The 20,893-nt window shown below is 66.8% G+C and carries 24 protein-coding genes and 1 tRNA gene; 23 read left to right on the top strand and 2 right to left on the bottom strand.

Annotated features, from left to right (window positions below):
• Positions 1 to 40 precede the first annotated feature (40 nt).
• From selA to CCR84_RS04885, 5 genes are all read left to right on the top strand, one after another.
• Positions 41 to 1,441 carry an L-seryl-tRNA(Sec) selenium transferase gene (gene selA / locus CCR84_RS04905; protein WP_201210232.1) on the top strand — a complete coding sequence of 467 codons (1,401 nt, stop codon included), beginning with the start codon at positions 41 to 43 and terminating at the stop codon, positions 1,439 to 1,441.
• Positions 1,438 to 3,339, top strand: coding sequence for a selenocysteine-specific translation elongation factor (gene selB, locus CCR84_RS04900; protein WP_201210231.1), 1,902 nt, complete (start codon positions 1,438 to 1,440; stop codon positions 3,337 to 3,339). The genes selA and selB overlap by 4 nt, the downstream gene beginning before the upstream one ends.
• 4 nt (positions 3,340 to 3,343) lie before the next feature.
• Positions 3,344 to 3,436: transfer RNA gene (locus CCR84_RS04895), tRNA-Sec, on the top strand.
• 17 nt (positions 3,437 to 3,453) lie between these two features.
• Complete coding sequence (locus tag CCR84_RS04890) at positions 3,454 to 3,888, top strand: glycine cleavage system protein H (protein WP_201210229.1); 435 nt, start codon at positions 3,454 to 3,456, stop codon at positions 3,886 to 3,888.
• Positions 3,881 to 4,255 (top strand): DsrE family protein, encoded by a 375-nt coding sequence (locus tag CCR84_RS04885; RefSeq protein WP_201210227.1) that lies wholly within the window; start codon positions 3,881 to 3,883, stop codon positions 4,253 to 4,255. Before CCR84_RS04890 ends, CCR84_RS04885 begins: the two co-directional genes overlap by 8 nt.
• Before the next feature lie 406 nt (positions 4,256 to 4,661).
• Here CCR84_RS04885 and CCR84_RS04880 read toward each other — a convergent pair whose 3' ends face one another.
• Positions 4,662 to 5,096: an RrF2 family transcriptional regulator gene (locus tag CCR84_RS04880; protein ID WP_201210225.1), complete on the bottom strand. Its 435-nt coding sequence runs from the start codon at positions 5,094 to 5,096 to the stop codon at positions 4,662 to 4,664.
• Between the two features lie 160 nt (positions 5,097 to 5,256).
• Between CCR84_RS04880 and CCR84_RS04875 the strand changes: the two genes are divergently transcribed.
• The 18 genes from CCR84_RS04875 (at position 5,257) to CCR84_RS04790 (ending at position 20,115) form a co-directional block, all read left to right on the top strand.
• Positions 5,257 to 5,877, top strand: coding sequence for a hypothetical protein (locus tag CCR84_RS04875; RefSeq protein ID WP_201210256.1), 621 nt, complete (start codon positions 5,257 to 5,259; stop codon positions 5,875 to 5,877).
• Between the two features lie 125 nt (positions 5,878 to 6,002).
• Complete coding sequence (napF, locus tag CCR84_RS04870; RefSeq protein WP_201210223.1) at positions 6,003 to 6,548, top strand: ferredoxin-type protein NapF; 546 nt, start codon at positions 6,003 to 6,005, stop codon at positions 6,546 to 6,548.
• Positions 6,545 to 6,802, top strand: coding sequence for a chaperone NapD (locus CCR84_RS04865; protein WP_201210221.1), 258 nt, complete (start codon positions 6,545 to 6,547; stop codon positions 6,800 to 6,802). The genes napF and CCR84_RS04865 overlap by 4 nt, the downstream gene beginning before the upstream one ends.
• Complete coding sequence (napA, locus tag CCR84_RS04860) at positions 6,799 to 9,345, top strand: nitrate reductase catalytic subunit NapA (RefSeq protein ID WP_201210219.1); 2,547 nt, start codon at positions 6,799 to 6,801, stop codon at positions 9,343 to 9,345. The genes CCR84_RS04865 and napA overlap by 4 nt, the downstream gene beginning before the upstream one ends.
• 56 nt (positions 9,346 to 9,401) lie before the next feature.
• Positions 9,402 to 10,226 (top strand): ferredoxin-type protein NapG, encoded by an 825-nt coding sequence (napG, locus tag CCR84_RS04855; RefSeq protein WP_201210204.1) that lies wholly within the window; start codon positions 9,402 to 9,404, stop codon positions 10,224 to 10,226.
• Between the two features lie 2 nt (positions 10,227 to 10,228).
• Positions 10,229 to 11,113, top strand: a complete 885-nt coding sequence (gene napH, locus CCR84_RS04850; protein WP_201210194.1) for a quinol dehydrogenase ferredoxin subunit NapH — start codon at positions 10,229 to 10,231, stop codon at positions 11,111 to 11,113.
• Positions 11,110 to 11,571: a nitrate reductase cytochrome c-type subunit gene (locus CCR84_RS04845; RefSeq protein WP_338052567.1), complete on the top strand. Its 462-nt coding sequence runs from the start codon at positions 11,110 to 11,112 to the stop codon at positions 11,569 to 11,571. Before napH ends, CCR84_RS04845 begins: the two co-directional genes overlap by 4 nt.
• A complete protein-coding gene (locus CCR84_RS04840; RefSeq protein ID WP_201210186.1) occupies positions 11,568 to 12,218 on the top strand; it encodes a NapC/NirT family cytochrome c in 651 nt (216 codons plus the stop codon). The genes CCR84_RS04845 and CCR84_RS04840 overlap by 4 nt, the downstream gene beginning before the upstream one ends.
• Positions 12,219 to 12,249: 31 nt before the next feature.
• Positions 12,250 to 13,233: a GTP 3',8-cyclase MoaA gene (gene moaA, locus CCR84_RS04835; RefSeq protein ID WP_201210182.1), complete on the top strand. Its 984-nt coding sequence runs from the start codon at positions 12,250 to 12,252 to the stop codon at positions 13,231 to 13,233.
• A 13-nt stretch (positions 13,234 to 13,246) separates the two neighbouring features.
• Positions 13,247 to 14,242, top strand: a complete 996-nt coding sequence (moaCB, locus tag CCR84_RS04830) for a bifunctional molybdenum cofactor biosynthesis protein MoaC/MoaB (RefSeq protein WP_201210180.1) — start codon at positions 13,247 to 13,249, stop codon at positions 14,240 to 14,242.
• On the top strand, positions 14,235 to 15,476 hold the full coding sequence (locus tag CCR84_RS04825; RefSeq protein WP_201210178.1) for a molybdopterin molybdotransferase MoeA: 1,242 nt from the start codon (positions 14,235 to 14,237) through the stop codon (positions 15,474 to 15,476). The genes moaCB and CCR84_RS04825 overlap by 8 nt, the downstream gene beginning before the upstream one ends.
• 15 nt (positions 15,477 to 15,491) lie before the next feature.
• Complete coding sequence (locus CCR84_RS04820; RefSeq protein ID WP_201210176.1) at positions 15,492 to 15,773, top strand: MoaD/ThiS family protein; 282 nt, start codon at positions 15,492 to 15,494, stop codon at positions 15,771 to 15,773.
• Between the two features lie 2 nt (positions 15,774 to 15,775).
• Positions 15,776 to 16,246, top strand: coding sequence for a molybdenum cofactor biosynthesis protein MoaE (locus CCR84_RS04815; protein ID WP_201210174.1), 471 nt, complete (start codon positions 15,776 to 15,778; stop codon positions 16,244 to 16,246).
• 13 nt (positions 16,247 to 16,259) lie between these two features.
• Complete coding sequence (locus CCR84_RS04810) at positions 16,260 to 17,387, top strand: HesA/MoeB/ThiF family protein (protein WP_201210172.1); 1,128 nt, start codon at positions 16,260 to 16,262, stop codon at positions 17,385 to 17,387.
• 220 nt (positions 17,388 to 17,607) lie between these two features.
• The gene (locus CCR84_RS04805; RefSeq protein ID WP_207186217.1) at positions 17,608 to 17,904 is read left to right on the top strand and encodes a toxin-antitoxin system TumE family protein; all 297 of its coding nucleotides are present in this window, start codon (positions 17,608 to 17,610) and stop codon (positions 17,902 to 17,904) included.
• Complete coding sequence (locus CCR84_RS04800) at positions 17,885 to 18,232, top strand: HVO_A0114 family putative DNA-binding protein (protein WP_201210170.1); 348 nt, start codon at positions 17,885 to 17,887, stop codon at positions 18,230 to 18,232. Before CCR84_RS04805 ends, CCR84_RS04800 begins: the two co-directional genes overlap by 20 nt.
• A 68-nt stretch (positions 18,233 to 18,300) precedes the next feature.
• Complete coding sequence (locus CCR84_RS04795) at positions 18,301 to 19,146, top strand: ThiF family adenylyltransferase (RefSeq protein WP_201210169.1); 846 nt, start codon at positions 18,301 to 18,303, stop codon at positions 19,144 to 19,146.
• A gap of 288 nt (positions 19,147 to 19,434) precedes the next feature.
• Positions 19,435 to 20,115: a hypothetical protein gene (locus CCR84_RS04790; protein WP_201210167.1), complete on the top strand. Its 681-nt coding sequence runs from the start codon at positions 19,435 to 19,437 to the stop codon at positions 20,113 to 20,115.
• A gap of 473 nt (positions 20,116 to 20,588) precedes the next feature.
• Here CCR84_RS04790 and CCR84_RS04785 read toward each other — a convergent pair.
• Positions 20,589 to 20,893, bottom strand: a 305-nt coding sequence (locus CCR84_RS04785) for a hypothetical protein (protein WP_420825381.1), incomplete at its 5' end; no start/stop codon positions are given.

Genomic DNA, 20,893 nt, shown 5'->3' with positions numbered 1-20,893 from the left:
AGCCCCTTCCGAACTTTCTGCCCGGTCCGGGTGAGAGATCATGAACGACAACAGAAGCCTCCCCGCGGTCGACCGCGTCCTGCACGGCCTCGCCGACCTGATCGAGATCCACGGCCGCCAACTCGTCACCGGCGCCGTTCGTGCCGAACTGGCCGCTGCGCGCGAGGGCGCGAAGCACGGGCTGCCGCTGCCCGACGAGGTCGCGCTGCACGCCGCGATCCGCCGCCGCGCCGACGAAGCCGGGCGTGCCAGGCTGCGCACCGTCTTCAACCTGAGCGGCACCGTGCTGCACACCAACCTCGGCCGCGCGCAGCTGGCCGACGAGGCGATCGCGCTGATGGTCGAGGCTGCGCGCGCGCCCTGCGCGCTCGAGTACGACCTCGCCTCGGGCGGGCGCGGCGACCGCGACGAGCTCGTCTCGCCGCTGCTCGCCGAGATCGTCGCCGGCGGCTCACCGGACATCGCCGCCACCGTCGTGAACAACAATGCCGCCGCCGTGCTGCTGACGCTGAACGCCTTGGCGCAGGGCAGGGAAGCGGTCGTCTCGCGTGGTGAACTGGTCGAGATCGGCGGCGCCTTCCGCATTCCCGACGTGATGCGCCGTGCGCAGGTCCGGCTGCACGAGATCGGCACCACCAACCGCACGCACGCGCGCGACTACCAGGAAGCGATCGGCGCGAAGACGGCGCTGCTGATGAAGGTGCATGCCAGCAACTACGCGGTCACCGGTTTCACCGCCTCGGTCGACGCAGGGACCGTCGCCGGCATCGCGCACGCGGCCGGACTGCCGTTCATGATCGACCTCGGCAGCGGCACGCTGTGCGACTTCGCCGCCTGGGGGCTGCCCGCCGAGCCGACGCCGCAGCAGGCGCTCGCCGCCGGTGCCGACATCGTCACCTTCTCCGGCGACAAGCTGCTCGGGGGGCCGCAGACCGGCCTGATCGTCGGTCGCCGCGAGCTGATCGCCAGGATCAAGAAGAACCCCTTGAAGCGCGCGCTGCGCGTCGGCAAGACGACGCTGGCCGCGCTCGAAGCGACGCTGCGCCTCTACCTCGACCCGGACCGGCTGCGCGAACGCCTGCCGACATTGCGCCTGCTGACACGCGCGAACGGCGACATCGAGGCCGCCGCCCGCCGCCTGCAGCCCGCCGTGCAGGCGGCGCTCGGCGACTTCGCCAGCGTCGCCGTCGCGCCCTGCGCGAGCCAGATCGGCAGCGGTGCCCAGCCCGTGGCGACGCTCCCCTCGATCGCGCTGGTGATTCGTCCGGCTGCGAAGAGGCCGGGGCGTGCGCTGCTGGCGATCGAAGCCGCCTTCCGCGCGCTGCCGACACCGGTGATCGGCAACATCCGCGACGACGCCTTCCGGCTCGACCTGCGCTGCCTGGAGGCGCAGGACGAGCCGCGCTTCGTCGCGCAACTGGCGGAGTTGCACCTGCCATGATCGTCGGCACCGCCGGACACATCGACCACGGCAAGACGACGCTGGTGCGCGCGCTCACCGGCGTCGATTGCGACCGCCTCAAGGAAGAGAAGGCGCGCGGCATCACGCTCGACCTGGGTTATGCCTATGCGCCGCTGCCCGGCGGCGGCGTGCTCGGCTTCGTCGACGTTCCCGGGCACGAGAAGCTGGTGCACAACATGCTCGCCGGCGCCACCGGGATCGATTTCGTACTGCTGGTGATCGCCGCCGACGACGGACCGATGCCGCAGACGCGCGAGCACCTGGAGATCGTCGAACTGCTCGGCATCCGCCACGGGGCGGTGGCCTTGACCCGGATCGATCGGGTCTCGCGCGAACGGCTGGCAGAAGCGCAGGCCGAGGTCGCCGAACTGCTCGCCGCAATGCCCGGCAGCGCGCTCGCCGCGGCGCCGGTCTTCCCGGTCGACGCGACGCGCGGGGAGGGGATTGCCGCCTTGCGCGCGAATCTCGAAACCTGCGCAGCCGGACTCGGCGAACGCAGCCGCTGTGGTGGCTTTCGCCTGGCCATCGACCGCTGTTTCACGCTCAAGGGCGCCGGCACCGTCGTCACCGGCACCGCGTTTTCCGGCGAGCTCAGGGTGGGGGATTCGCTGCTCCTGTCGCCCCCGGCGACGCCCGTGCGCGTGCGCAGCCTGCGCGTGCACGACGCGCCGGCCGCGAGCGGCGGCGCCGGGCAGCGCATCGCGCTGGCGCTCGCTGGCGTCGACCGGGACGCAGTCGCGCGCGGCATGTGGCTGCTCGCCCCCTCGCTGCACGCCCCGCTGCGCCGCTTCGATGCGCAGCTGCGCGTGCTGTCCGGGCAGCCGCCGCTCCGCCACTGGACGCAGGTGCATCTCCACCTCGGCGCCGAGGACGTTCCGGCGCGCGTCGCGCTGCTCGACGCCGGCGAGATCGTCCCTGGCGGTGCCGGCTGGGCGCAGATCAGCGTCGAGCGCGAGATCGGCGCGCTCGCCGGCGACCGCTTCATACTGCGCGATGCCGGCGCCCGCCACACCATCGGCGGCGGGCGCGTGCTCGACATCTTCCCGCCGACGCGCAGGAAGCGCAGCCCGGAACGCCTGGCGATGCTGGCGGCGCTGGCCGACGACGATCCCGGCGTCGCCCTGCAGCTGGCCGCCGCAACGCAGCCGGCCGGCGTCGACCTCGCCGCCTTTGCGCTGAACTGCAACCTCGACCCGGCGACGCTCGCCGAGCTCAGCGCGCGCCAGCAGCTAAAGCAGGTCGGCGACACCGCCTTCTCGCCCGCACGCTGGCAGGAACTCGAAGCGCGCCTCATGGCTGCGCTCGCCGAAGAACACGAGCGCGCACCGGAGCTCGCCGGCGTCGAGCGCGACCGCCTGCGTCGTCTCACGCTGCCGACGCTGGCGCGAGCGGCCTTTGACGAACTGCTGGCGGCACCGCTCGCCGCCGGCCGCATCGCGCAGACCCACGCCTGGCTGCACCTGCCCGGACACCGCGTGCAGCTCGCTGCCGCCGACCGCAAGCTGTGGCAAACGCTGAAGCCCCTGCTCGACGCCGCGCCGAGCAACCCGCCGCGCGTGCGCGACGTCGCGCGTGCCAGCGCCATCGCCGAAGAGACTGTGCGCACCCTGTTCCAGCGCATCGCGCGTCATGGCGAGGCCTGGCCGGTCGCGCACGACCATTACTTCACCGCCGACGCCGTCGCCGACCTGGCGCGCCGCGTCGCCAAGCTCAACGAGCGCGACGGCTGCGCGCGCGCTGCCACCCTGCGCGACGAGATCGGCGGCGGGCGCAAGGTCGCCATCCACATCCTCGAATTCTTCGACCGCGTCGGTTACACTCGCCGCGTACGCGACACGCATGTGCTGCGCGGCTCGCCCGGGCAATTCGGTTCGTGAACACGGAAGAGATCGTTCCCCGGTGGGGCGGCCGGTCTTCAAAACCGGCAGGGCCTGTCAGACAGGCCCGGGTAGGTTCGACTCCTGCTCTCTTCCGCCCATTTCGGGAGGCAAATGGCTGAGGAGATCTTCTCTGCAACGATCCCCGACGACCGCCTCTACTGCCCGCGCCACGAGATGTGGGTCCGGGAAACCGGCGACGGCGAGGTCCTGATCGGCGTCACCCGCTACGGCGTCTTCCTCGCCGGCCGCATCATCGCGTTCACGGCCAAGCCGAACGGCGCCGTGGTCGACATCGACCGGGGGATGGCGACGGTCGAGTCACGCAAGACGGTGCTCGCCGTGCACGCGCCGATCTCCTTCGTCCTGCTCGCCGGCAACGACGCCGCCGAGGAATGCCCCGATCTGCTCAACAGCGACCCCTGGTATGAGGGCTGGCTGGCGCGCGCGCGTCCGCGCCGCTGGGCCGAGGAAAGGGGCGGGCTGCTCGATGCCGCCGGCTATCGCCGCCACCTGCTGTCGCTCGACGCGGATGCCGGCCTTGGCTGAGCGCATCGCCTTCCTGCTCTGGGCGGCGACGCCGGACCGTCCCGAGCTGTGCGCGACGCCGCTGGTGCATGCCTTGGCCGCGCGCGCGCTCGACGCCGAGGTCGAGATCCACTTTGCCGGGCCTGCGGTCCGCCTGCTCGTCGCCGGTGTTGCCGAGCAACTCTACGCCAGTCCCGCGCGCGAAAAATCGCTGGCCGCGTTCCTGCGCGAACTGCTCGCGGCCGACGTTCGCCTGCTCGCCTGCAGCATGGCCGGCGCGACCTGGGTCGAAGCCGACGAGGTCTATATCGCCGGCAGCGCTCACGCCGGCGCCACCGCCTTCGTCGCGCGCGCGCTCGACCCGGACTGGCGGACGCTGGTGTTCTGAACGGTCAACGTGAAGCTGCGAAGTGCTGACGCAGCTGCCAGTAGCTTCAGCCGGTCATCGCGAGCCCGCAGGGCGTGGCGACCCAGTGCGTGGGCTGGTAATTCAAAGGGCGTGGAGACAGAAGGACGAACTGGATTGCCACTGCGCTGCGCGCCTCGCAATGACGGCAGTGCCGGGAGTGCATGCAGAGGGGCTGAGAGCGTAATCGTCATCGCGAGCCCGCAGGGCGTGGCGATCCAGTGCGTAGGTCTCGCATCGTGCAGGGCGTGGAGACAGAAGGACGAACTGGATTGCCACGGCGCTGCGCGCCTCGCAATGACGGAATTGACGCGAATGGGCGCGAATGGGCGCGAATGGGCGCGAATGGGGCGTTTCATGCGCCGAGGTGGCGCACTCGCCATGACTGTCAGGCGCGCAGCAGGATGCGCTGCAAGGCCTGGCGGTTGGTGACCAGGTCGGCCAGCGTGTAGGCGTCGAGCGCCGCGTAGAAGGCCGCCATGGCCTCGTCGAGGATCCCGGCGAGCAGGCAGTCGCTGCCGATCGGGCAGGGCGCGGCGTCTGCCGACAGGCAGGAAACGATCGCATCGTCGCCCTCGGCCAGGCGCACAACCAGCCCGATCCGGATCGCCTCGGGCGGGAGAGCCAGGCGGACGCCGCCGCCCTTGCCGCGCAGCGACTCGATGACGCCGCTGCGCCCGAGCTGATGCACGACTTTCGTCAGATGATTTTCGGAGATGCCGTAGGCTGCGGCGATCTCGGGAATCGTTGCCAGGCGGCCGGGCTCGAGCGCCAGGAACATCAGCGTGCGCAGCGTGTAGTCCGTGAAGTTCTTCAGGCGCATGGTCTGCATCGCTTGTAAAAAATTGTGTTGATTCTGGGGGGCGGCGGTGCTAACCTCAAAGATGTAAAAATTATACAGCTTTAAGGCTCCGGCCATGTCGCCAACTGCAGGACCGCTTTCTGCTCAGAGTTCCGCGCCGATTTCAGCACCCACTCCAGCGCTGACTTACCCGGCTTTCTTCGACGAAGCCCCGCTCATCTTCCTGCGTGACCCGCTGGCCGATTTCCTCGGCGCGACCCAGGGTGGCATCCTCGAATACGGCTATCTCGACGCGGTGAAACTCGCCGGGCATTCGTGCCCGACCGTCGCCGCCGCCTACAACCTGACGCGCCTGTGCCTCGCCGCGCTCTACGGCGATCAACTGCCCGAGCGCGGCGGCATCCGCGTCGCCTTCGCCGACAAGATCGACGACGGCGCCAGCGGCGTCATCGCCAGCGTCGTCACCCTGCTCACCGGTGCTGCCGGCGACGGTGGCTTCCCTGGCCTGGCCGGGCGCTTCAGCCGGCGCCAGCTGCTCGCGTTCGGCACCGAACAGCCGCTGGCGTTCCGCTTCACCCGGATCGACGACGGAACGAGCGTCGATGCCGAGGTCGATCTCTCGCCGGTGCCTGCCGTACCCGGCACCGGCAGCCTGTTGCAGCGCTGCCTGTCGGGCAGCGCGAGCGCCGCCGAGCGTGCCAGCTTCGGCCAGCTCTGGCAGGACCGCGTGCGCCGCATCCTGATCGACCATGCCGACGATCCGGCGGTTTTCCAGTTGCAGCGCCGGCCCGGACGCAGCTGAGGCCGTCCCGTCCTCCGCGTGCTGACCTATAATGAAAAAGTCCGAGCGATCCTTCGTCAACGGTGAGTCAGCGATGATGCGGAGATTCCTGTGCCGGTCCGGCGTACCCGGCGGAGCTTGCCAAAGTGGTCGATAACGCACGCCGCGGTTTCCTGCGCGCCCGTATCGCTCGCGCCTCGCTCCCGCTGCGCCCGCCCTGGGCCGTGCCCGAGGGCGATTTCATCTCCCGCTGCAGCCGCTGCGGCGACTGCGTGGCGGCCTGCGTGAAGAGCGGCAGCAGCCTGCTCAAGCCCGGGGAGGGCGGCTATCCGGTCGCTGCCTTCGACCCGGCCTCCTGCACCTTCTGCGGCGACTGCGTCAGCGCCTGCGCGACTTCGGCGCTCGATCGTGCCGCCTGGCAGCGTGCCGATGCGCCGTGGTCGATCCGTGCGCAGATCGGCGAGCGCTGCCTCGCTCATGACAAGGTCGTCTGCCGCAGCTGCGGCGAAGCCTGTCCCGTCGCGGCGATCCGCTTTCGCCTGCAGCTCGGCGGCGTTGCCGTTCCCGAGCTCGACCCCGATCGTTGCACCGGTTGCGGGGCCTGCCTGCCGACCTGCCCGGTCGGAGCGATCGCCATCGCCGGACAGCGCAGCGAACAGCGCAACGAACATCAACACGGAATTCCGACATGAACATTTCCAGCGTGATCCTGCGCGCCCTGCCCGAACGGCACCCGGAGCTGCTCGCCCAGCTCGCGACGGTGCTGGGCCTCGAGGTGCATGGCGGCAACGACCAGGGGGTGCTGATCGTCACCCTCGAGGATAGCGACGGTAGCGCCGCTGCCGATACCTACGTGAAGCTGCACGACTTCCCCGGGGTGCTCTCGGTGGCGCTGGTCTACCAGCATTCGGACGACGAGCTCGATTCAGAGGAGACGCAAACATGAAGCAGACGCGACGCGATTTCATCAAGACCAACGCGGTTGCGGCGGCTGCCGCTGCGGCCGGCGTCAGCCTGCCGGCAACGGCGCTGGCGGCCAAGGATCCGGCGGCCGACCCGGGCACGCGCTGGGACAAGGCGCCGTGCCGCTTCTGCGGCACCGGCTGTTCGGTGCTGGTCGGCGTCAAGGACGGTCGCATCGTCGCCACCCAGGGCGACCCCGACGCACCGGTCAACCGCGGGCTCAACTGCATCAAGGGCTACTTCCTGTCGAAGATCATGTACGGCGAGGACCGCCTGCGCACGCCGATGCTGCGCATGAAGAACGGCCAGTACGACAAGAACGGCGAGTTCGCCCCGGTCTCCTGGGACAAGGCCTTCGACATCATGGCCGAGAAGTGGAAGGCGACCTTGAAGAGCGACGGTCCGACCGCCATCGCCATGTTCGGATCGGGGCAATGGACGATCTGGGAAGGCTACGCCGCGGCCAAGCTGATGAAGGCCGGCTTCCGTTCGAACAACATCGACCCGAACGCGCGTCACTGCATGGCCTCGGCGGTCACCGGCTTCATGCGCACCTTCAACATGGACGAGCCGATGGGCTGCTACGACGACATCGAGCGCGCCGATGCCTTCGTGCTGTGGGGCTCGAACATGGCCGAGATGCACCCGATCCTGTGGACGCGGATCACCGATCGCCGCCTCTCGCATCCGAGCTGCAGGGTCTCGGTGATGTCGACCTTCGAACACCGCAGCTTTGAACTCGCCGACCTGCCGATCGTATTCAAGCCGCAGTCGGACCTGGCGATCCTCAACTTCATCTGCAACTACATCATCAGCAACGGCCGCGTGAACCAGGACTTCGTCGCCAAGCATGTGAACTTCAAGAAGGGCGCCACCGACATCGGCTACGGCCTGCGTCCCGGCCACGCGCTCGAGAAGGACGCCAAGGAAAACGGCTACCCGGGTGCCGACGGCAAGCCCAAGGGCGACGCCAACAAGTCCGAGCCGATCAGCTTCGACGAATTCGCCAAGTTCGTTTCCGAATACACGGTCGAGAAGGTGTCGGCGATCTCGGGCGTTCCGGTCAAGGACCTGAATGCGCTGGCGGCGATGTACGCCGACCCGAAGCTGAAGGTCGTCTCGTTCTGGACCATGGGTTTCAACCAGCACACGCGTGGCACCTGGGTGAACAACATGATCTACAACGTGCATCTCTTGACCGGCAAGATTTCGACCCCCGGCTGCGGGCCGTTCTCACTCACCGGCCAGCCGTCGGCCTGCGGCACCGCGCGCGAAGTCGGCACCTTCTCGCACCGCCTGCCGGCCGACATGATGGTTGCCAACCCCGAGCACCGCAAGCACGCCGAGGAAATCTGGCAATTGCCCGAAGGAACGATCCCCGAGAAACCCGGCTACCACGCGGTGGCCATGGCGCGTGCCTTGAAGGACAGCAAGGTCAAGGTTTACTGGCAGCAGTGCAACAACAACATGCAGGCCGGACCGAACATCAACGAAGAGCTGTATCCGGGCTGGCGCAATCCGGACACCTTCATCGTCGTCTCCGACCCCTACCCGACGGTGTCGGCGATGGCCGCCGACCTGATCCTGCCGACCTGCATGTGGACCGAGAAGGAAGGCGCCTTCGGCAACGCCGAGCGGCGCACGCAGTTCTGGCGCCAGCAGGTGAAGGGGCCCGGTGATGCGCGTTCCGACCTCTGGCAGTTGATCGAGTTCTCGAAGCGCTTCAAGGTGGAAGAGGTGTGGCCCGCCGAACTGATCGCCAAAAAGCCGGCGCTCAAGGGCAAGACGCTGTTCGACGTGCTCTACAAGAACGGCGAGGTGAACAAGTACAGCCTCGCCGAGCTGAAGAAGGTGAACGCGCACGCGATCGCCAACTACAGCAACGACGAGTCGGCGCACTTCGGCTTCTACGTGCAGAAGGGACTGTTCGAGGAATACGCGCGCTTCGGTCGCGGCCACGGGCACGACCTCGCCGATTTCGACCTCTACCACAAGGCGCGCGGCCTGCGCTGGCCGGTCGTCGACGGCAAGGAAACGCTGTGGCGCTACCGCGAGGGCTACGACTCCTACGTCAAGAAGGGCGAGGACGTCCGCTTCTACGGCGCCAAGGACGGCAAGGCCAACATCTTCGCTTTGCCCTACCAGCCGCCGCCCGAGTCGCCGGACAAGGAGTTCGACCTCTGGCTGTGCACGGGGCGTGTGCTCGAGCACTGGCACACCGGGTCGATGACGCGGCGGGTTCCCGAGCTCTACCGCGCCTTCCCCGACGCGGTCGTCTTCATGCATCCGGACGACGCCAAGGCGCGCGGACTGCAGCGCGGGATGAATTGCAAGGTGTCGTCGCGGCGGGGCGAGATCTCGCTGCGCGTCGAGACGCGCGGCCGCAACAAGCCGCCGCGTGGCCTCGTCTTCATCCCCTTCTTCGACGCGGGCCGGCTGGTGAACAAGCTGGTGCTCGACGCCACCTGCCCGATCTCGAAGCAGACCGACTTCAAGAAGTGCGCGGTCAAGGTGGTGCGCGCCTGAGCGCGGCGCAACGAGGATAAGTACAGGCACAGGCGGATGCAGGGCAGGGACGGACGATGGACGACTCCAAGCAATCGGCGACCAAGGCGCCAGCGCTGCCGCGGCGCAAGTTCCTCGGCCAGGTCAGCGGCGCCGCCTGCGCTGCCGGCCTGATCGCGCTCGGCGTCGGCCTGCACGCGCGCCAGGCGCGGGCGCTGCCGGCGGTTGCGCTGCGCCCGCCCGGCGCCTTGCCCGAGGACGACTTCCTCGCCGCCTGCATCCGCTGCGGCCTGTGCGTGCGCGACTGCCCGTACGACACGCTGCGCCTCGCCGATCTCGGCGAGAACGTGGTCGCCGGCACGCCGTACTTCGAGGCGCGCCAGATCCCCTGCGAGATGTGCACCGACATCCCCTGCGTCAAGGCCTGCCCGAGCGGCGCGCTCGACCCGGCGCTCAAGGACATCGACCGCGCGCGCATGGGGCTTGCGGTGCTGATCGACCACGAAAGCTGCCTCAACTTCCTCGGCCTGCGCTGCGACGTCTGCTACCGCGTCTGCCCGGCGATCGACCGCGCGATCACGCTCGAGCACCGGCACAACCCGCGCTCCGACCGCCACGCGATGCTCCTGCCGACCGTGCATTCGGACGCCTGCACCGGTTGCGGCAAGTGCGAGAAATCCTGCGTCCTCGAAGTCGCGGCGATCAAGGTGCTGCCGATCAAGCTCGCCAAGGGGGCGATCGGCGAGCACTACCGGCTCGGCTGGGAAGAAAAGGAGAAGGCCGGCGGCTCGCTGATCTCGCCACAGCTCGAAATGGCAACACGCCTGCCCGGCGCGCCGGCTGACTCGCCGGCTGCATCGCCGGCGCCCGCAGGCGCGGACAGCTTGCGCGAGGGCTTCTGAGCATGGCCGCGACCAGATCCTTCGGCTCCGCCACCGGCAAGATGCCGGGCAGCGAGGCGATCGAGAGCAAGGGTTTCCTGCGCGCCCACCGCTGGCTGATCCTGCGCCGGCTGTCGCAGTTCGGCATCTTCGCGCTGTTCCTCGCCGGACCACTGGCCGGAATCTGGCTCATCAAGGGCAACCTGTCTGCCAGCCTGACGCTCGACATGGTGCCGCTGACCGACCTCTTCGTCCTGCTGCAGTCGCTCACCGCCGGCCACCTGCCGGCGACGAGCGCCCTGCTCGGCGCCGCCATCGTCGCCGTCATCTACCTGCTGCTCGGCGGCCGCGTCTTCTGCGCCTGGGCCTGCCCCATGAACGTGGTCACCGACAGCGCCGCCTGGCTGCGGCGCCGCCTCGGCATCAAGGGGGGCAGCGCGCCGGCCAGATCGACGCGGTTGTGGCTGCTCGGCTTCATCCTGCTCGCCTGCCTGCTCACCGGCAGCATGGTCTGGGAATTCGTGAATCCGGTCTCGCTGCTGCAGCGCGCGCTGATCTTCGGTATCGGCGCCGCCCTGTTGCCGGCTGTCGGCATCTTCCTCTACGACCTCTTCGTCGCCCAGCACGGCTGGTGCGGCCATCTCTGCCCGATGGGCGCCTGCTACAGCCTGCTCGGACACGGCGCGCTGGTCCGTGTCGCGGCGTCCGGGCGCAGCCGCTGCACCGACTGCATGGACTGCTTCAGCGTCTGCCCCGAACCGCAGGTGATCCGCCCGGCGCTCAAGGGCAGCGGCAGCGCGCTGATCCTCGCCGCCGATTGCAGCAACTGCGGTCGCTGCATCGACGTGTGCAGCCAGGACGTATTCAGAATGACTCACCGATTCGACAAAAGGAGGGACGAAGCGTGAACAAGCTTGCGAGCCGATTTCTGCTGGTTGCGCTGATGGCAGCGACCTTCGCCGGCGGCGCCATTGCGGCCGGTACAGCGCTGCTCGATCTGGCGCCCGAAGCCAAGGGCGGCGTGAACGAGATCACCAAGATGGAAAAGGACGGGCCGCCGATCGAGCGCAATTACGAGCAGCAGCCCCCCCTGATCCCGCACGCGATCAAGAACTACAACGTCACGCGCAACTTCAACCGCTGCCTCGACTGCCACTCGTGGGCGAACGCCAAGGAGACCGGCGCGGCCAAGGTCAGCGCGACGCACTTCCGCGATCGTGACGGCAAGGTGCTCGACAACATCTCGCCGCGGCGCTACTTCTGCCTGCAGTGCCACGTGCCGCAGTCCGATGCCAAGCCGCTGGTGGCGAACAACTTCCGGGGAATTCCCGGCAGCGCCAAGAATGTTCAGGGAGCGACGAAATGAGCGAGAGCAAGAAAGGCCTGATCGCCCGTATCAAGGCCGCTGGCTGGGGAGCCGCAGCGCTGCTGTTCATCGCCGGCGTCGTCGCCTGGGGCGGTTTCAACACGGCGCTCGAGGCGACCAACCGGATGGAGTTCTGCATCTCCTGCCACGAGATGCGCGACAACGTGTATAAGGAATACCAGGCGTCGGTGCACTACGCCAACCGCACCGGTGTGCGCGCGACCTGCCCGGACTGCCACGTGCCCAGGGAATGGACGCCGAAGATCCTGCGCAAGATCCAGGCGTCGAACGAGGTGCTGCACCACCTGCTCGGTTCGATCGATACGCCGGAAAAATTCAACGCCAAGCGCGTCGAACTGGCCAAGCACGAATGGGACCGGATGAAGAAGAACGATTCGCAGGAGTGCCGCAACTGTCATAACTACGACTACATGGATTACACTGAGCAGAGCCGCCGCGCCTCGTCGCGCCACCCGGAGGCCTTCGCCGCAGGCAAGACCTGCATCGACTGCCACAAGGGAATTGCCCACCAGCTGCCGCCGGTGGAACAGTGGATCGGTGCCGAGAAGCTCGAGGAAAAAGCCGTCATCGCGCCGAGTGGCGAGTCGACCCTCGAAGCGGCAAAAGCCACGGAGAGCGCGCAATAAGCGGAGACAGGCAAGCCGGAGGCAGCCGCTCATGAGCACGAACGCACTGGTCGACCGCTTCGGCCGACGCATCGATTACCTGCGCCTGTCGGTGACTGACCGCTGCGACCTGCGCTGCAGCTACTGCATGCCACAAGGCTTCAAGGATTACGAGGAGCCCGAGGACTGGCTGCGCTTCGACGAAATCGTGAGGCTCATCGCGCTGTTCGCGCGTCACGGGCTGCAGCGGGTCCGGCTGACCGGCGGCGAGCCGCTGCTGCGCGGCCGGCTCGTCGACCTGGTCAGGCAGATCAAGGCGATCCCCGGCATCTCCGACCTGTCGTTGAGCACCAACGGCACGCACCTCGCCCGGCACGCGGCCAGCCTGCGCGCCGCCGGCGTCGACCGCCTCAACGTCAGCCTCGACACCCTGAACCGCGAGCGCTTCTGCAGCATCACGCATCGCGATGCGCTCGACGACGTCCTGCGCGGACTGCGGGACGCGCGCGCGGCCGGTTTCACGCGCATCAAGATCAACATGGTCTGGCTCGCCGGCGGCAACAACGACGAACTCGACGCGATGATCGACTTCTGCAGGCAGCAGCATTTCGTCCTGCGCCTGATCGAAACGATGCCGATCGGCGCCACCGGCCGCGCCAGCCGCTACGGCAGCCTGCAACCGCACATCGCCGAACTGAGGCAGCGCTTCCACCTCGTCGACGGCGTCGTCGCCGGTGGCGGCCCCGCGCGCTACCTGGTCGACCCGGAGAGCGACTTCAGCATCGGCTTCATCACGCCGCTGTCGCAGCATTTCTGCGCCAGCTGCAACCGCGTGCGCATGACCGTCGATGGAACGCTGCAACTTTGTCTCGGCCAGGAGGACCAAGTGGCTTTCCGCCCGCTCCTGCGCGGCGGTGCCGACGACGCCGAGCTCGACGCCGTGCTCCGTGCGGCGATCGAGCGCAAGCCCGAGCGGCACGAGTTCAACGAGGCCCCGGGCAAGGTCGTCCGCTTCATGTCGATGACCGGCGGCTGAACGAAAGGACAGGATGAACAGCAGCTTCCACATGATCGATGTCGGCGAGAAGCCGCCGACACGCCGCATCGCCATCGCCGAGGGGCAGATCCGGGTCGGCCCGACGGCCTTCGAGTTGATCCGCACGCGCTCGCTGCCGAAGGGCGACGTGCTCATCCTTGCCGAGATCGCCGGCATCCAGGGTGCCAAGCAGGCCAGCCAGACGATCCCGCTGTGTCACCCCATGGGTCTCGATCATGTCGAGATCACGACCCGCCTCGACGAGGCCGCCTGCGCGGTGATCGTCACCTGCACCGCGAAGACCTTCGCCCGCACCGGCGTCGAGATGGAAGCGCTGGCCGGCGTCAACGCCGCGCTGCTGACCCTCTGGGACCTCACCAAGATGATCGAGCCCGACATGTGCATGAGCGGAATCCGCCTGCTCGCCAAGAGCGGCGGCAAGTCCGGGCTGTGGCTCAACCCCGCCGGCGTCCCCGACTGGGTGCGCCAGAAGGTCGCGCCCAAGGCCGCGAGCCAGCAACCGCTGGCCGGGATCGGCGCCGCCATCATCACCCTGAGCGACCGCGCCGCACGCGGTGAATATGCCGACCAGTCGGGGCCGCTCGCCGGCGCGCTGCTCACGGCGCTCGGCGCGACCGTCACCGAGAGCGTCGTCCTCGCCGACGACAGCGCGGCTCTGCGCGAGAAGATCCTGGCGATCGGCGCACGCGGCGACACGCGCCTGATCATCACCTCGGGCGGCACCGGCATCTCGTCGCGCGACTGCACGCCGGAGACCGTCACCGCCCTTGCCGACCGCGTCATCCCGGGCGTCGGCGAACTGCTGCGCCAGTACGGCGCGCAATTCACGCCCTACAGCTGGAGCAGTCGCAGCCTGGCCGCGACGCTCGGCAGGATGCTGATCGTCACGCTTCCCGGCAACCCCAAGGCGGTACGCGAAGGCATCGACTGTCTCGCGCCGCAACTGCGGCACCTGCTCAACACTCTGGACGATCTCAAGCATGATTAGCTATCGGGAGGCGTTGCGCCTGATCATCGCCGAGGCGAAGCCGCAGCCGGTGCAGTTCGTCAAGCGCCGCAACGCCCGCGGGCAGGTCGCGGCGACCGATCTCGTCGCTGCGATCGACATCCCGCCGTTCGACAATTCGGCGATGGACGGCTTCGCGCTGAATTCGGCACTGACGCAGGCGGCGGACTTCCCGCTCACGCTCCCGGTCGGCGCCTGTCTTGCCGCCGGCGACTTCCCCTCGGCCGCCAGCGCGGGCAGCGCGGTCGAGATCATGACCGGGGCCCCGATACCGGCCGGCTGCGACACCGTCGTCCCGATCGAACAGGTGGAAACGCTGCGCGACGACGACGGCAGGACGACGGCCATCCGCATCGGCCGGGCGCTGGCGCCCGGCGACAACCTGCGGCGCGCCGGCGAAGACTTCCGCGCCGGCCAGCTGCTGGTCGCGCAGGGCACGCGGCTGCACGGCGGCCACCTCGCCGCGCTCGCCGCCGCCGGCGTCGAAGAGGTCCCCGTCCATCTCCTGCCCGAGGTCGGCGCCTTCGCCACCGGCAAGGAAGTGAGCGACGACTATGAACGGCCGCTCGCCGCCGGCGAGATCTACAACTCGAACCTCCCTTATCTCGAGAGCGAACTCGGCGCCGCCGGCATCCCCTTCGCCTACGCCGGCAACATCGGCGACGACCCGGCGCTCTTTGCCGACGCGCTGCAGGCCTTGCCGCACGCGCGCATCGTCCTCAGTTGCGGCGCGGTGTCGAAGGGGCGCTGGGATTTCATCCCCGAACTGCTGCAGGAAGGCGGCGCGCGCATCGTCTTTCACGGCGTCGCGATCAAGCCGGGCAAGCCCATCCTCTTTGCCGTGCTCGAGGATGGCCGCTACTACTTCGGGCTTCCCGGCAACCCGGTGGCGACTGCGGTCGGCCTGCGCTTCTTCGTGCAGCCCTTGATCCGCGCGCTGCTCGGAATGCCCGAGGAGAGCTTCCAGCGCATCCGGCTCGTCGCTCCGTACCGCAAGAAGGGCGAACTGCGCCATTTCCTCAAGGCGCGCCTCGGCAGCGACGTAGGCGGCGAGGCCGCTGAATTCGGCCTGAGCATCCTCGACGGTCAGGAGTCGTTCAGGATCTCGCCGATGCTCGCGATGAACTGCTGGGCGATCGCCGAGGAGAATCAGAACTCGCTGGCGCCGGGTGACACGCTCGGCGTCGCCTCCCGTGAACTGTTTCCGGCCATCTAGCCGGGGAGAAGCCGCATGTCAGACTCGCCAGACTTGATCTCGCTGCAGATTCGCCTGTTCGGCGCCTTCCGCAGCTTCCACAACGGACCGGTGCAGGTTTCGGTCGCCGCCGGCAGCCAGGTCGCCGCGATCAAGGCGGCGCTCGCCGACGAACTGAAACGCGTAAACGGCACGTTCGACAAGCCTGCACTGCTCGCGCAATCGGCGCTGGCGACCGACAGCGCCGTCCTCGCCGACAGCGACTGCCTGCACGCCGATGCGCAACTGGCGATCCTGCCGCCCGTATGCGGGGGCTGACGATGAGCGGACGCGACTATCTCCGCATCTCGGGCAGCCCGCTCGTCGCCCAGGCCGCGATCGATTTCGTTGCCGACCCCGCGCACGGCGCCGCCGACCTCTTCGTCGGCACCGTGCGCGACCACAACCTCGGCAAGCCGGTGCGCGGCGTCTCCTACGACGTCTTCGACGGGCTCTGCCTCACCGTCTTCCGCGAGCTGGCCGCCGAGGTGCGCGCGCGCTGGGGCGAAAGGCTGAAGGTCTATATCGAGCATTTCCAGGGCCGCCTCGACATCGGCGGCGTCAGCATCCTGGTCGCCGTCAGTTCGCCGCACCGCGACGAATCCTTCAAGGCATGCCGCTACCTGATCGAGGAGATCAAGCACCGCGCGCCGATCTGGAAGCAGGAACACTACGTCGACGGCGACAGCGAATGGGTGCAGGGACACGCGCTCTGCGCGCACGGCCCCGCCGACGAGACGATCGGCCTCTAGCGCCGCCACAGCCATGGATCCCCGCTACCTGCGCCAGACCGTCCTCAAGGAAATCGGCAGCGAGGGGCAGCAGCAGCTGGCCCGCGCGCGCGTGCTGGTGGTCGGCGCCGGCGGTCTCGGCTCGCCGGTACTGCTCTACCTGGCTGCGGCTGGGGTCGGGCTGCGCGCGGCCGGCGGCCGGATCGGCCTCATCGACGACGACCGCGTCGACACGAGCAACCTGCAGCGGCAGGTCGTCTTCCGCGAAAGCGACGAGGGTGAGCCCAAGGCGCTCGCCGCCGCGCGCCACCTGGTGGAACTCAATGGCGAGGTCGACCTGCAGCCGCTCATGCAGCGCCTGTCGCCGGCCAACGTCGTGGACATCTTTTCCGGCTACGACATCGTCGTCGACGGTACCGACAACTTCGCCGCCAAGTACCTGATCAACGACGCGGCGGTGAAGCTCGGTCTGCCGGTCGTCTACGGCTCGATCCTCGGCTTCGAGGGGCAGGTCTCGGTGTTCTGGGCCAGGCACGGCCCCTGCTACCGCTGCCTCTACCCACGCCCGCCGACCGACCAGGTCGCCAACTGCGCCGAAGCCGGAACGCTCGGCGGCGTCGCCGGGATGATCGGCACGATCCAGGCCGTCGAGGTGTGCAAGCTCGCGCTCGGCCTCGATCACTGCCGCGCGCAGGGGCTCGAGACGCTGCTCGGCCGCCTCTGGGTGATCGACGCGCGCAACTGGGAGAGCCTGAACCTGCGCATCGCCAAGTCGCCCGACTGCCCGGTGTGCAGCCTGCCGCCCGCCGAGCTCGCGCTGCCCGGGGCCGAAGCCACTTACTGCGCGAGTGCGCCACCGACCAGGCTGACGCTCGCCGACCTGGCGGCGCTGCGCGCACGCGGCGAGCGCATCGTCCTCCTCGACGTGCGCGAGCCGCAGGAATGGGAGGAGAAGCGGCTCGCCGGCGCCCACCTGCTCCCGCTCGCCAGCCTGTTCTCGGAGCCCGACCAGCTCGAGTCGCTCGACGCCAACGCGAAGATCCTCGTCTATTGCGAGCACGGCATCCGCAGCGCCGGCGCCAGCCGCTACCTGCGCGAGCAGGGCTACGACGCCTACAACCTGGTCGTCGACTGGGCACAGTGGGAGCGCGAGCAGGGCTGAGTCTGCCCAAGAGCGACTGAGGGTACTGCGAGGCGAAGTCTGCTTCGGGATGGTCGATCGGCCCTCTCTCTCATGCAATCATCACGTTCCGGCCATCACCTTGAATCAAGTCTACTGTCACCGTAATTCCGACGACGAGCAGTTGTCGCCGATTACGCTCTTTCGCTTTGTGCCGTTGTAGTGATTGACAACACATCGAGTCGTTGTCATCATCACCAACATGAAGGCTACTCCACTCATCCGCCGACGGGTCGTCCTGTCTGCTGACGCCTTTGCTGAGATTGCTGTCTGGCGCTTGCCCGAGCCTGTCCCACCGTCGGAGCACTTGTTCAAGTATCGATTGGCTTACGTTGTTAGGGGCGAGTGCGTGGTTCGCTACGACAACGAGCGCGGCAAAGGCGATCACCGGCATTTCGGCGCGCTGGAGGTCGATTACGCCTTTTCAAACCCCGATCAGTTGATGCTGGATTTCAACGCCGACATTGCGAGGTGGAACGATGAAAACGGTCATTCTTGAGGTGCGTAGCCTTGCCGATACCTTGGCCGATGCGGCTCGTGCCATGAAATCAGGCGAAGGTGACGCCGAGGCACACATCGGCTTTGCTACGCCAGAACTGCTTTGGCAAGTCCTCACGGCGAAGCGCTGGGAACTGCTCAAGGTCATGTGCGGTGCAGGTCCGATTTCCATTCGTGAGGCAGCTCGTCGGGTGGGGCGGGATGTCAAGGCAGTGCACGGGGATGTCATGGCGCTCCTGAACGCAGGTGTTCTCGACCGTACTGCAGCGGGTAGCATCGAGTTTCCCTACGACGCAGTCAAAGTCGAATTCATGCTTCAGGCAGCATAAGTCCCCATCCGAAGTCGTGGTACCTCCCGCAGGTTCATGAGGGCCCCACCGGGCGCACGCGCCGTCCGGTGAAGAACCCGAGCAGCGAAGGGCAGGTCGCGGTGTTCTGGGCCAGGCACGGCCCCTGCTGCCGCTGCCTCTACCCGCGTCCGCCGACCGACCATGTCACCAAGTGCGCGGAGGCCGGAACGCTCGGCGGCGTCGCCGGGATGATCGGCACGATCCAGGTGGTCGAGGTCTGCAAGCTCGCGCTCGGCTTCGATCACTGCCGGACGAACGGGCTGTCGACCCTGCTCGGCCGCCTCTGGCTGATCGACGCGCGCAACTGGGAGAGCCTGAACCTGCGCATCGACAAGTCGCAGGACTGCCCGGTGTGCAGCCTGCCCCCCGAAGAGGTCGCATTACCCGAAGCCGAAGCCGAAGCCGAAGCCGAAGCCGAAGCCGAAGCCGAAGCAGCGCAGTGCGCGAGCGCCCCGCCAGCAAACCTGACCCTCGCCGACCTGGAGGCGCTGCGTGCGCGCGGCGAAAAGATCGTCCTCATCGACGTCCGCGAGCCGCACGAATGGGAGCGGAAAAGGCTCGCCGGCGCGCGCCTGCCCCCGCTCGCCAGCTTGTTCGCCGGCCCCGATCTGCTCGACTCGCTCGACCCGCAGGCGAAGATCCCCGTCTACTGCGAACACGGAATGCGCAGCGTCGCCACCAGCCGCTACCTGCGCGAGCAGAGCCACGACGCGTGCAACCTGCTTGTCAACTGGGCGCAGTGGGAGCCCAAGAGTGCTGAGCCTGCGCGGCGGCGACTGAGCGCACAGCCGGCGCGCTGCGCCGACTCTCTCAACCCGTTGGCTACGGCAAGCGCGTTTGCCGCTAGTCAGAAAGCATCGCCGACGCTTACAATCCCTAGTCTTTCCGTCTGAATAAGTCGTCGGTCTAGTGCAACGCGGTTTATCCTTTGCGGCGAGCTACCTCGCACGGAACAGTGCTTGCGGTGCGAGGAATAAACTCTATTTTGGGGTTGCGAAGTGGTCATGCGGCATGCAGGAAGAAGTTGGGGATACTCCTATCGAAGGCTTTTCAACATTTGCTCTGAGAAGAAACTGACTACGGTTGCAAACTGTATTGCGGCCCAATACGCGCAGATTACAAAGAACTGGACGCGTGAAAAAAATTCCGAGTGGTCGTGTCGGACGTACTTAGCAACCAAGATGATTCTCAATGCAACAGTGCTACTAAATAGCCTGGAGTTTGCGCGTCAGTCGGGGCTGCGCTCTGCGAATCCATATTTTGAGTACTACGCTGCCCTATCGCTGTTGCGCGGCCTCGTTTACACGATCCCAACTGAACAGTGGAACGCAGGGGGACTAATGGCAATCTCCCACAGTCGCGCTATCAATGTGGCATTCGATTGGGTCGCAAAGTTCGATAAAGATCTAGCGGCGGGGATGAAGATGACCGCTTTGCAACTGAAGGCGCAACGAGAGCTTATTGCATACAAAGCCCCTGCCAGCGGCGACAGAAATATTGGCGCAGACTACGACCTTGTGGACTTCTTGACGATCCTCGCAGAAGTGTCCGAGTTTGGCTCTGAGCTATTGGAAGTTTCAATAACAAAGAATGCTGATTCATCTTCCTTCGAGGTCTTGGACGAATATATTCATCAAATCGCAACCGTTAAAGTCGAAGGGTTCATTTTTTTCGACAAAGAAGATTACCAGCGTCTTGGTTACGTTCGGCGTAAAACAAAGAGACCCTATCACTTGGGGGCGTTCATTCATCCTGGTCAGTCTGAAGACTTCATTGGTGCTTGGGACGGTGACGAGGATGCATGCGCGCCGTTTTCAAATGGTTCTCCATCCAACTGGCAGGCTATCTTTGACGTGCCATGAGGCCTTGCTCATAAAACTCTAGAAAACGGTAAATTTATATGTTAGACGCATCTGAAGGCTGCCAATAATTCAACCACGTCCATCCCGATCGCTTTTTGTATCAGCTTTCGAGCGCGGTGCCTAATCAGTTTTTCCGACGTCAGTCCAATTTTGGATTGCTTGGCGTCTCCGTTCTTGGTATCGTCCGTCATCGATTGTCCTTTGTTGTTGCTGGCAATCGATTTCGATAATTAGTTTTCAGCAGAGGCTCGTCGCCTCTTACGCCGCTCACTCTGGGCAGTCGCCAGTTTCGACTTTATGTCCTATAAAGCTGGCGGGGTCGCCTACGCCGGAATGTGATCCAATATGCCGATCATGACACTGAAATCGATTTCTCTTCTCACTTCAGCAGAAGCCGAGATTGCGGAGCTCATCCGTAAGCTGCTGAAGGAATCCCGGTTCTCCGGGCGGATCGTTTATCCTAAAAACCTCAGTTACCCCACACCGTTTGGATGATTGGGCAGCAAACAGAGTGCTTGGGGTGCGCCGATTGCTGCGAGGGTGCGCTTGAGATGATCGCAACAGCGCAACCATACCGATGGGGAGGCCAACTGCTCCGCAGCTTCGCGCGCCCATGTTTGAAGCTGGCTGGAGATGCGCATGAGCACCTGTCGGGCCTTGTCGAAGTAGGCATGCTGGCCGGTGAGCGTGATGGTGGTCTGGCCAGCATGTTCCGTGCGCCGACCGACCGAGGACATCAACCAAGGCCGGCTGGTGATGGCTTCGAGACGCGCCTCGG

Source organism: Rhodocyclus purpureus, from assembly GCF_016653115.1.
In the GTDB taxonomy this organism is placed as follows: domain Bacteria; phylum Pseudomonadota; class Gammaproteobacteria; order Burkholderiales; family Rhodocyclaceae; genus Rhodocyclus; species Rhodocyclus purpureus.
This window is presented reverse-complemented; position numbering and strand designations above follow the sequence as displayed.

Bases quoted from the DNA above. Each gene is read 5' to 3' on its own strand.
- selA (WP_201210232.1), top strand. From the start codon at position 41: ATGAACGACAACAGAAGCCTCCCCGCGGTCGACCGCGTCCTGCACGGC.
- selB (WP_201210231.1), top strand. From the start codon at position 1,438: ATGATCGTCGGCACCGCCGGACACATCGACCACGGCAAGACGACGCTG.
- CCR84_RS04890 (WP_201210229.1), top strand. From the start codon at position 3,454: ATGGCTGAGGAGATCTTCTCTGCAACGATCCCCGACGACCGCCTCTAC.
- CCR84_RS04880 (WP_201210225.1), bottom strand. From the start codon at position 5,096: ATGCGCCTGAAGAACTTCACGGACTACACGCTGCGCACGCTGATGTTC.
- CCR84_RS04865 (WP_201210221.1), top strand. From the start codon at position 6,545: ATGAACATTTCCAGCGTGATCCTGCGCGCCCTGCCCGAACGGCACCCG.
- napA (WP_201210219.1), top strand. From the start codon at position 6,799: ATGAAGCAGACGCGACGCGATTTCATCAAGACCAACGCGGTTGCGGCG.
- napG (WP_201210204.1), top strand. From the start codon at position 9,402: ATGGACGACTCCAAGCAATCGGCGACCAAGGCGCCAGCGCTGCCGCGG.
- napH (WP_201210194.1), top strand. From the start codon at position 10,229: ATGGCCGCGACCAGATCCTTCGGCTCCGCCACCGGCAAGATGCCGGGC.
- CCR84_RS04840 (WP_201210186.1), top strand. From the start codon at position 11,568: ATGAGCGAGAGCAAGAAAGGCCTGATCGCCCGTATCAAGGCCGCTGGC.
- moaA (WP_201210182.1), top strand. From the start codon at position 12,250: ATGAGCACGAACGCACTGGTCGACCGCTTCGGCCGACGCATCGATTAC.
- moaCB (WP_201210180.1), top strand. From the start codon at position 13,247: ATGAACAGCAGCTTCCACATGATCGATGTCGGCGAGAAGCCGCCGACA.
- CCR84_RS04825 (WP_201210178.1), top strand. From the start codon at position 14,235: ATGATTAGCTATCGGGAGGCGTTGCGCCTGATCATCGCCGAGGCGAAG.
- CCR84_RS04820 (WP_201210176.1), top strand. From the start codon at position 15,492: ATGTCAGACTCGCCAGACTTGATCTCGCTGCAGATTCGCCTGTTCGGC.
- CCR84_RS04815 (WP_201210174.1), top strand. From the start codon at position 15,776: ATGAGCGGACGCGACTATCTCCGCATCTCGGGCAGCCCGCTCGTCGCC.
- CCR84_RS04810 (WP_201210172.1), top strand. From the start codon at position 16,260: ATGGATCCCCGCTACCTGCGCCAGACCGTCCTCAAGGAAATCGGCAGC.
- CCR84_RS04805 (WP_207186217.1), top strand. From the start codon at position 17,608: ATGAAGGCTACTCCACTCATCCGCCGACGGGTCGTCCTGTCTGCTGAC.
- CCR84_RS04800 (WP_201210170.1), top strand. From the start codon at position 17,885: ATGAAAACGGTCATTCTTGAGGTGCGTAGCCTTGCCGATACCTTGGCC.
- CCR84_RS04790 (WP_201210167.1), top strand. From the start codon at position 19,435: ATGATTCTCAATGCAACAGTGCTACTAAATAGCCTGGAGTTTGCGCGT.